Consider the following 9,796-nt stretch of genomic DNA (forward strand, 5'->3'; position numbering starts at 1 on the left):
AGTTATGCAGAATATATTATTACCGGTATTTTATTTACCCCCCATTTCATGGTTTTCAGAATTTTTAAATGCTGAAAATGAAGTGGTATTCGAACAGTTTGAAAGTTTTCCTAAACAGACCTTTAGAAACCGTACCCATATTTATGGAGCCAACGGCAGGCTTTCATTAATTATTCCAATTGTTCATAATGGAAATCGTGAATTTAAAGATACCGAAATGTCTTACCGCGAAGATTGGCAAAAAATTCACTGGAAGTCTATTAAAACAGTATATCAAGGTTCACCATATTTTGAATACTATGAAGATAAATTGGAGAAACTGTTCGAAAAGAAAGAAAAATTTCTGTTAGATTTCAATATAAAAAGTATAGAAATCGTTCAAAATCTTTTAAAGACAGAAAAGGCATACTCTTTGAATGAAGAATATATTAAAAATCCAGAACAGGTTAATTTCAGAGAAAAGTTTTCTGCAAAAAAAACTTCAGAATACGATATGGCTGAATATTTTCAGACATTCTCAGATAAACTAGGATTTTTGAATGATTTATCGATTGTGGATCTTATTTGTAACAAAGGCCCGGAATCGATGACTTATATTAAAAATATTAAAAAATTATAATCAGACAAAGCCGTAAAAAATTGGTACACTACCAATAGATATTGCTTTTAAAGATGATTATTAAATAAATAAATTCTACATATGAAAAAGGTAATGTTGGCCGCAGTTTTTTTAGCAGGCTTTACTTATTCATCAGCGCAGCAAACTCCTGCAGTTGATCCAAAAGAAAATAAAGACTTAATGACTTGGTATCATAAAGATTTTGCAACGACAAAAGTTTATGGTGTTAATACTGAAAATGCTTACAAGTTTTTAGAATCAAAAGGTTTAAAACCTAAAACGGTAGTTGTTGGTGTTTTGGATAGCGGCGTTCAGGTAGACCACCCTGGCTTGGTGAATAATATGTGGAAAAACCCTAATGAAGTTCCAAATAATGGGAAAGATGATGACGGAAACGGATATATAGACGACGTTCACGGATGGAATTTTATCGGGGGTAAAAATGGCGACATCGATATTGATAATATGGAAGTTACCAGAGTTGTAGCAAAATACAAGCCTGTTTTTGAAGGCGATAATTCAACTCAAAACAAAGCAAACCAGGCAAAAATGCCGGAAGAATTTGCACTGTACATGAAGTCTAAAGAGCTTTTTACTAAAAAAAGTATTGATGCCAGACAGAGTTTTCAGCGTGTTACAATGATCAACGAGGCTATTCCATCAATGGTAACAATTTTAGAGGGGCAACCTTTAACGGCTGAAATCCTTAAAAATAAAAAGCCTTCTACTCAATTGGAAGCCGTAGCATTGGAGATTCTTGCTAATATCGCTAAAGATCCCGCTTTTGCAGGGAAGCCTTCTGCTGAAGTTGAAAAAATGATGAAAGAAGAGATGAAAGGAGCTTTAGAGCACTTTGGTCCGATGGCAAAGCAATATGATCTTAATTACGACCCAAGAGCAGAGATTGTAGGGGATAATTATGATGATTATTCTGAGAAAATTTATGGAAATAATCATTACCAGGGTCCAGATGCAGAACACGGAACGCACGTTTCCGGGATCATTGCAGGTTTGCCACAAGGAAAAGAAGTTCAGTACGGAGTAGCATCGAGAGTTGCAAAAATCATGTCTGTAAGAACGGTTCCTAATGGTGATGAGAGAGATAAAGATGTTGCCAATGCAATAAGATATGCAGTAGACAATGGAGCGAAGATCTTGAATATGAGCTTTGGAAAACCTGTTTCTCCAGGTAAAAATGTGGTTTGGGATGCCTTTCAATATGCTCAGGATAAAGGCGTTCTTTTAGTAAAAGCTGCCGGAAACGAAAATGAAGATGTCGCAAAACACTTAGCTTACCCTACCAATTTTAAAAATAGTACAGACGAAGCTCCTTTTGTGAATAATGTAATGGTTGTAGGCGCAAGTACCAATAGAAATAATGAGTTGAGAGCTGATTTCTCAAATTACAATAAAAAAATGGTGAATGTATTTGCACCGGGAGAAGAGATTTATTCTACAGTTCCTACTAATGAATACAGTTATCAACAAGGTACGTCTATGGCTTCGCCTGTAGCCGCAGGAGCAGCAGCGGTATTATTGGCTTATATGCCAAACCTTAAACCTGCACAGATTATTGAAGCTCTTGTGAAAACAAGCAATCTAAGTTCAGAAAACGAGTTTGGAGAAAAATCTCAGGCGGGTGGTGTCATCGACGTGAAAAAAGCAGCAGAATACGCATATAATAACTTCTACGATGGAAAATCAACTCCAGTAAAATCAAAAGCTGTAAAAAAATCGAGACCAGCTAAGAAGTCTGTAAAGAGATAACAATCAGACAGATTGAAATAATTTAAAATAAAGCCTGATTTTTTTCAGGCTTTATTTTTTTGAAATAAATAAAATTTGGCACGGTTTTTTGTATTATCTTTAATGTTAAAATAATAAAACTACAATATGAAAAAGCTATTACTTGCAGGTATAGTGGGAACCTCACTTTTTGCAGTGTCTTGTTCCACAGTCAACAAAGCTAAAGATGCACAAGCGGTAAGATCAGAATTTCTAAAAATGAAAGGTGATTGGCAGATTGTAAGCATCGATTACGATAAGCAGTACAAAATCAAGCCTTTTGATGAAGGTGCAGATGCACAATGTTTTGTAGGAAGTCACTGGAGATTTATTCCCAATAATTATTCAGGTTCTTACACTTTAAATGGAGGCGGTTCTTGCCCTCAGTTTATTCAGCCAATAAAGGTTGACATTAAAGGTAATGTTTTCACGTTCAAAAAAATTGCAGATGGTACAAAGGCTAAACAAAATACAGCAGGATATACTTTGAATGTAATTAATTCTACAACTGATCAGTTTTCTTTAGAGCAGAATGTTCCATTTGAAGGCAGTTCGATAAGAGTAGTTTACAATTTCGAAAGAACAGGAATGGATTATACTAAATAATAAAAAAAATAAGATGAAATTTAATAAAACATATATCGCAGCATTATTCTTATCATCAGCTTTGTTATTAACAAGTTGTGAAGCAGTACAGAATTCTAATCACCAACAGAGAGGTACTGCGGCTGGAGCTGCTTCAGGAGCTGTAATTGGTGGTATATTGGGAAATAATGTAGGAAAAGGAAAAAATGCAGCATTAGGAGCTGTATTAGGTGGTATTATCGGTGGGGTTACTGGTAACGTTATCGGTAGCAAAATGGATAAGCAAGCCAAAGATATTAAAGAAACTCTTCCTGGTGCAGAGGTAGAAAGAGTAGGAGATGGTATTAAAATCACAATGAATGAAAGTATTGTTACTTTTGCATTCGATTCATCAGAGCTTACAGCGCTGGCTAAAACAAATCTTGATAAATTAACTAAAGTTTTAGTAGATAATCCAGATACAAACATCAATATTTACGGACATACCGATAGCAAAGGCGCAGATGATTACAATCAAAAATTATCTGAAAGAAGAGCCAACTCTGTGAAATCTTATTTGATTTCTAAAGGAATTGCTTCTAGCAGATTGTTTGCTTCAGGTGAAGGAGAGTCTATGCCAGTTGCTTCAAATGATACCGAAGCAGGAAGAGCTAAAAACAGAAGAGTAGAGTTTGCCATCACAGCAAATGAGAAAATGATTAACGACGCTAAACAAGGCCAATAGTCATTTAACATATAAATATTATTTTTTAAACCGCTTTGGCGGTTTTTTTTTGTATTTTTATGGCTAATTTTTGTTCGTAAAATCAGTATTTTTGCAATCGAAACCACATTAATGAAGAAATATTTAAAACTCCTTCGAGTAGAACAATGGGTAAAGAATCTTTTTGTTTTCGTTCCACTTTTTTTCTCGGGCAATGTTAAAAATTTAGATTTACTTAGTAAAAGTATTTTTGCATTCATCATATTCTCTCTGGCTGCCGGTGTTGTTTATATTCTTAATGATTATAACGACATTGAGGCAGACCAAAAGCATCCCGAAAAGAGAAGACGTCCGCTTGCAAGTGGCGCTGTTTCAAAGAAAACGGCAATAGGCATTTTGATTGGCTTAATCATCGTAGATGTTGCACTCATTTTATTTGCACAATTCTATTTTCATCGTCCAATCTGGAAATTTGCTTTCATTATTGCATTTTATTTTGTGATGAATCTTGCGTACACCTTCAAGCTGAAACACGTTCCGATTGTTGATATTTTTATCATTGCCATTGGTTTTGTGCTTCGTGTACAGGCAGGTGGTTATATCACAGGGATTTTCATTTCGCAGTGGGCAACTTTGTTGACCTTCGTATTGGCATTGGTTTTAGCAATAGGAAAACGTAGGGGAGAGCTCATCAATGCGCAGATTTCAGGGAAGACAAGAAAAGCTTTAGATGGATATAATGTACAGTTTGCAGATATTGCACTTTCCATTTCTGTGACTTTGGCGATTATTTGTTATCTTATGTTTACGCTTTCACCCGAAGTTCAGCAAAAATCGCATTCCAGTATTTTTTATACTGTAATCTTTGTTGTTTTTGCATTTTTAAGATATTTGCAACAGACATTGGTTTATAATCGAACTGAATCTCCTACAAAAATTTTATACAGAGACCGCTATATCCAGGTTACACTCGTTTTGTGGGTAATCTCGTTTTTAATACTGATTTATTTTAAACACAGTATCATTAATTTTAATTTAGTGTAATTATGAAACCAAATTTCATACAAAAAGTTACAAACTGGGGCAATTTTCCCATCGTGGAAAAAGAAATGAAGTCGGAAGACAGTTTCAGAAAGATTAAAGAATTTGTGCAGAATCATAATGAGGTGATTGCAAGAGGAAACGGAAGATGTTATGGTGATGCTTCATTGGGAGAAAGTATTTTTTCTACTAAAAAGCTAAATAAATTCATAAGTTTTGACCGTTTAAACGGAATTATAGAATGTGAATCAGGTGTTTTATTGTCTGATGTTTTAGAAATATCAGTTCCGCAAGGATATTTTCTTTATGTAACTCCAGGAACAAAATTTATTTCTGTTGGCGGTGCCATCGCATCTGATGTTCATGGGAAAAATCATCATTCAGAAGGTTGTTTTTCAGAATATGTGATCGATTTTAAATTAATGACAGAAAATGGCGACATTATTATCTGTTCAAAAGAAGAAAATTCCGAAAAATTCTATGCGACAATCGGTGGAATGGGACTTACAGGGATTATTCTTTCGGCTCGATTTAAGCTTAAAAATATAGAAACAGCATACATTCGTCAGGAAAGTATTAAAGCTGAAAACTTAGACGAAATATTCAGATTGTTTGATGAAAGCGAAAGCTGGACTTATACCGTTGCTTGGATTGACTGCCTGCAAAAAGGAAAAGATATCGGAAGAAGTATTTTGATGAGAGGTGAACATGCTTTTGCGCACGAACTTCCTCAAAAATTTTCAAAAAACCCTTTACGATTAAAGAAAAAATTCTCTCCTACCGTTCCATTTTATTTTCCGGGATTTGTATTGAATGCTCTTACCGTAAAGCTTTTTAATCTTTTATACTATAAAAAACAGGCTAAAAAAGAATTAAAGAATATCATAGATTACGAAACCTATTTCTATCCGCTAGATGCGATTAATGATTGGAATAAAATTTACGGTAAATCAGGTTTTATTCAATATCAAATGGTAATTCCAAAAGAAAATGGAAAAGAAGGAATGAAAAAAATTCTTGAAACCATTGCCAACAGCGGAAACGGATCTTTTCTTGCTGTTTTAAAATTATTCGGGGAAAATAATCCTGAAGCATATAATTCTTTTCCGATTGAAGGATATACTTTAGCGTTAGACTTTAAAGTAAATTCTAAGTTGAAAAAATTGGTTGAGCAATTAGATAAAACCGTTCAGGAATTTGGCGGAAGAATTTATCTTACCAAAGACAGCATGAGTAAATCTTCGCTTACGGATTATCTTAAAAATGTAGAAAGTTCGAAATTTGTGTCTTTACAGCACAAAAGAATCTTAAATAATAAGTAAAATGATAGTTCTCGGAAGTACATCTGAAGTAGCGCAGGCTTTTGTGGAAAAAGCTTTGCAGGAAGGCGAAAAATATGAAAGAATCTATCTTTTTACCTCAAATAAAGAAGCAACGGAGCGTTTTGCAAAACATATCGATGTGAAATTTTTGCAGCAATCTGAAATTATTGAGCTCGATTTAACCAAAGAAATCAAGTACTTTGAATTCGATTATATCAATTCTAATGTATTGTTTTGTGCGACCGGATATTTGGGAGAAAGTACAGAAGATGCTTTGTACGACAATAAAAATACAGAACGAATCATTGATATCAATTATTCAAAATTAGTTCCTGTGATGAATTATTTTGCGCAGAAATTTGAAAGTAAAAGGTCTGGAACAATTATCGGTTTATCATCGGTAGCAGGAGATAGAGGAAGACAGAGTAACTTTATTTATGGAAGTGCAAAAGCGGCTTTTACAGCCTATTTGAGTGGACTTCGTAATTATCTTTTCGAAAAAAAGGTTCATGTTTTAACCGTAAAGCCTGGTTTTATGGCAACGAAAATGACGGAAGGCTTACCATTAAATCCAAAACTGACAGCTACACCTAAGCAAGCCGCAGAATGTATTTACCAAGCATTCAAAAAACAAAAGAATGTTGCATACGTTTTACCGATCTGGGGCGTTATTATGATGATCATCAGGAATATTCCTGAGTTTATATTTAAAAAATTAAAGCTTTAACTGTAATATGAAAAAATTGTATTGTTTTGATTTTGACGGAACGATTACCTATAAAGATACCATGTTCATGTATCTTAAATTTTATGATCCGTCTAAGTTCCGTGTGCAGTTTTTGAAGCATATCCCGCTTTTTATTTTATTGAAATTAAAATTAGCAGAAACGGAAAAAGTAAAGAAAAGCTTCATAGGTTCTGTGTTGAAAGGTCAGCTTCAGTCTAAAATTGAAGAAAAGTCTAAACAGTTTTTTGAGGAACATTATCCTAAAATAGTAAGAGAGAATGCTTTAGACTTTATTAAAAATATAGATAGACAAAATACACGCAGTCTTATGGTGACGGCTTCTCTTGATATCTGGACCAAACCTTTTGCCGACAAACTGCAGATGAATCTTATTTCTACAAAGGCAGAGTTCAAAAATGGGATTTTTACAGGAAACTTTATAGGAAAGAACTGCAACGGAGAAGAGAAATTAGAACGCATAAAAAAAGAAATTTCAGACGATAAGTATGATAAAATCATAGCGTTCGGAGATACTTCCGGAGATAAGCCAATGCTGAAATGGGCAAATGAGGGTCATTACCAATTTTTTCATTAATTTTGAAGGATTAATAAAAGTAAAATGAATAAACTGCTGATTTTTTGCTTTGCAACCCTAATGAGTTGCACAAGCACAACTGCAAAAAAATCTGAACCCATGCAGAATAAAGGTGAAATTATAAAATCTGAATCTCAGGGCGGAGCAGAACAGTCGGGTTTTGTTATCATTAAAAATGAGCAGGAGTTTCAAAATGCGATAAAATCTTTGCAGAGCACTTCTTTGGTGGAAGTAGGAACTGAGCCTGTGATGAAATACCCTGCATTTCCTAGTGATAAGAAAGTAATTTTATATAATCTGGGCTCATTCAGGTCGGGTGACCATAGAGTAAATGAAATCAAGAGTATTTCGGCAAAAGATAATGTCTTATATGTGGAAATACCGATGTATGAATCGGGCGGAATGGAAATTCAGATGCTTTCAAATCCTTGGTTTATCTTTACAGTTCCTTCAAACTATCAATTCAATTCAGTACAATTAAAATCTTCAAAATAAAAATGAATAAAATATATTTAGATAACGCTGCTACAACACCTCTTTCTGAAGAAGTAATCGATGCAATGGTTGAAACGATGAAAATCAACTTCGGAAACCCTTCTTCAACGCATAGTTTTGGCCAGGATGCAAAAATCCTTATAGAAAACGTAAGAAGGCAGGTTGCAGATTATCTACATGTAACTCCGGCAGAAATTATTTTTACTTCTTGCGGAACAGAATCTAACAATATGATTATCAAATCAAGTGTTGAGCATCTTGGTATTGAGAGAATTATAAGCTCTCCTATGGAACACAAATGTGTTTCTGAGAGTATTCTGGATATGAAAAGTAGAAAAGGAGTTGAGGTTGCCTACATTCGTCCTAACGAAAAAGGTGATATTGATTTAGCTAAATTAGAAGAATTACTTAAAGGTTCAGATAAAAAAACATTGGTAAGCTTAATGCATGCTAATAACGAAATCGGAAATATCGTTGATATTAAGAAAATCGCTCAGCTTTGCAAAGAAAACAATGCACTTTTCCATTCTGATACTGTTCAGACAATGGCGCACATGAATCTAGATTTCTCAGATATTCCTGTAGATTTTGCATCTTGCAGTGCACATAAGTTTCATGGCCCGAAAGGAATTGGTTTCGCATTTATCAGAAAATCGAGCGGTTTAAAAGGCATCATTACAGGTGGCCCTCAAGAAAGAAGCTTGAGAGCGGGGACAGAAAATGTGGCAGGTATTGCTGGTTTAGGTAAAGCGCTGGAGCTTTCATTAAATAATATGGAAGCTTATACAGAACACATGCAGACTATTAAACAATATACAATTGACAGAGTTGCTGCAGAAATTCCGGGAGTAAAATTTAATGGGAGAAGTTCAGAAGCAGATAATAGTTTGTACACTGTGGTGAGTCTTCTGCTTCCTTACAAAAACCCTTTAATTGGGTTACAGCTAGATATGAAAGGTGTTGCTGTTTCTCAAGGAAGTGCATGCTCTTCAGGAGCTTCAAAACCTTCTATGGTAATGATGATGGTGCTTTCTGAGGATGAAATGGACAATTGTACGCCCTTGCGTGTATCTTTCAGCCATATGACAACAAAAGAAGATATTGATGTTTTCGTAAACGCTTTGAAAGAAATCTCTAAAGATTTCGCTATAGAAAATACAAATGTTGAGCATAGATAGGCTTTTCATTTTAAAATGGTAATTTTGACTCAGGAAATTAAATAGTATATTAATCATTAAAAGATAAAAAAATGGCTTTAGAAATTACGGATAGCTCGTTCCAAGAAACAGTTTTAAAATCAGACAAACCGGTATTGGTAGACTTTTGGGCAGTATGGTGTGGACCGTGCAGAACTTTAGGACCAATCATTGAAGAAGTGGCAACAGATTTTGAAGGAAAAGCTGTCGTAGGAAAAGTAGATGTAGACAACAACCAAGAAATTTCTATGCAATACGGAATCAGAAATATCCCTACAGTTCTTATTTTTAAGAATGGTGAAGTAGTAGATAAATTGGTTGGAGTTACTCCAAAAGAAGTAATCGCTGAAAAATTAAGCGCACACTTATAAAAAAATCACTTTGATAATGAATGCTTTCCGTTTTGGAAAGCATTTTTTGTTTCTAAAAGTTTGCAAGATTGTTAAAAATTTGTATTTTTGCACCACAATAAAGGAAGATACTTCTTTAGGCATTGAAAAAGATCCGGTAGTTCAGCTGGTTAGAATGCCGCCCTGTCACGGCGGAGGTCGCGGGTTCGAGTCCCGTCCGGATCGCAAAAAAGCTTTAAAACATTTGTTTTGAAGCTTTTTTTTTTGTTCAAAAATACAATCTTAAAAATGGCTCAGTCTCAAAAGTTGGGGACTAAGCAAAAAGTTTTGATAATCTGAATAGAAAAAAAGATTTATCTCGTACGCCTCTGAGTTGCA

11 protein-coding genes and 1 tRNA gene are annotated in these 9,796 nt (G+C 34.5%); all 12 read left to right on the plus strand.

The genetic code is table 11. The annotated features are described in order from the left end of the window. The first annotated feature begins 4 nt into the window (after window positions 1-4). The 12 genes from AB671_RS19460 (at window position 5) to AB671_RS19515 (ending at window position 9,643) form a co-directional block, all read left to right on the plus strand. Window positions 5-619 (plus strand): WbqC family protein, encoded by a 615-nt coding sequence (locus AB671_RS19460; protein ID WP_066679487.1) that lies wholly within the window; start codon window positions 5-7, stop codon window positions 617-619. 81 nt (window positions 620-700) lie between these two features. Beyond that, entirely contained in the window at window positions 701-2,386 is a 1,686-nt protein-coding gene (locus AB671_RS19465) for a S8 family serine peptidase (RefSeq protein WP_066679488.1), read from the plus strand. A gap of 126 nt (window positions 2,387-2,512) precedes the next feature. Beyond that, entirely contained in the window at window positions 2,513-3,010 is a 498-nt protein-coding gene (locus tag AB671_RS19470; protein ID WP_066679489.1) for a lipocalin family protein, read from the plus strand. 13 nt (window positions 3,011-3,023) lie between these two features. Continuing rightward, complete coding sequence (locus AB671_RS19475; protein WP_066679490.1) at window positions 3,024-3,713, plus strand: OmpA family protein; 690 nt, start codon at window positions 3,024-3,026, stop codon at window positions 3,711-3,713. A 111-nt stretch (window positions 3,714-3,824) separates the two neighbouring features. After that, complete coding sequence (locus tag AB671_RS19480; protein ID WP_066679491.1) at window positions 3,825-4,736, plus strand: UbiA prenyltransferase family protein; 912 nt, start codon at window positions 3,825-3,827, stop codon at window positions 4,734-4,736. 2 nt (window positions 4,737-4,738) lie between these two features. Then, complete coding sequence (locus tag AB671_RS19485; protein ID WP_066679492.1) at window positions 4,739-6,055, plus strand: FAD-binding oxidoreductase; 1,317 nt, start codon at window positions 4,739-4,741, stop codon at window positions 6,053-6,055. Window position 6,056: 1 nt separating this feature from the next. Beyond that, entirely contained in the window at window positions 6,057-6,782 is a 726-nt protein-coding gene (locus AB671_RS19490) for an SDR family NAD(P)-dependent oxidoreductase (protein ID WP_066679493.1), read from the plus strand. Between the two features lie 7 nt (window positions 6,783-6,789). Continuing rightward, window positions 6,790-7,377: an HAD-IB family hydrolase gene (locus AB671_RS19495; protein ID WP_066679494.1), complete on the plus strand. Its 588-nt coding sequence runs from the start codon at window positions 6,790-6,792 to the stop codon at window positions 7,375-7,377. A gap of 99 nt (window positions 7,378-7,476) precedes the next feature. Further along, on the plus strand, window positions 7,477-7,872 hold the full coding sequence (locus tag AB671_RS19500; protein WP_228390958.1) for a hypothetical protein: 396 nt from the start codon (window positions 7,477-7,479) through the stop codon (window positions 7,870-7,872). A gap of 2 nt (window positions 7,873-7,874) precedes the next feature. Next, window positions 7,875-9,050 (plus strand): cysteine desulfurase family protein, encoded by a 1,176-nt coding sequence (locus AB671_RS19505; protein WP_066679496.1) that lies wholly within the window; start codon window positions 7,875-7,877, stop codon window positions 9,048-9,050. Between the two features lie 71 nt (window positions 9,051-9,121). Beyond that, entirely contained in the window at window positions 9,122-9,439 is a 318-nt protein-coding gene (trxA, locus tag AB671_RS19510) for a thioredoxin (protein WP_034682284.1), read from the plus strand. 130 nt (window positions 9,440-9,569) lie between these two features. Further along, window positions 9,570-9,643 (plus strand) — tRNA-Asp (locus AB671_RS19515). The last annotated feature ends 153 nt before the right edge of the window (window positions 9,644-9,796 follow it).

Origin of the sequence: Chryseobacterium sp. BGARF1, from assembly GCF_001677955.1 — a bacterium.
In the GTDB taxonomy this organism is placed as follows: Bacteria; Bacteroidota; Bacteroidia; order Flavobacteriales; family Weeksellaceae; genus Chryseobacterium.